Source organism: Paenibacillus sp. BJ-4 (genome assembly GCF_020404765.1).
Taxonomy (GTDB): domain Bacteria; phylum Bacillota; class Bacilli; order Paenibacillales; family Paenibacillaceae; genus Paenibacillus.
The window spans coordinates 1-211 of the sequence record NZ_JAIVEM010000118.1; the positions used below are offsets into that span (position 1 = coordinate 1).

1 rRNA gene is annotated in these 211 nt (G+C 56.4%); it reads right to left on the bottom strand.

The window, feature by feature from the left end:
* Positions 1–211, bottom strand: a 23S ribosomal RNA gene (locus tag LCF57_RS18240); the annotation flags it as partial.

Sequence of the window (211 nt, forward strand, 5' to 3'; positions counted from 1 at the left end):
ACTCTTCGAATGATTTCCAACCATTCTGAGGGAACCTTGGGGCGCCTCCGTTACTCTTTAGGAGGCGACCGCCCCAGTCAAACTGCCCACCTGACACTGTCCTCGCACCGGCTTACGGTACCAAGTTAGAACCTAGATACGATCAGGGTGGTATCCCAAGGATGCCTCCCCTCAAGCTGGCGCTCAAGGCTCAACGGCTCCCACCTATCCT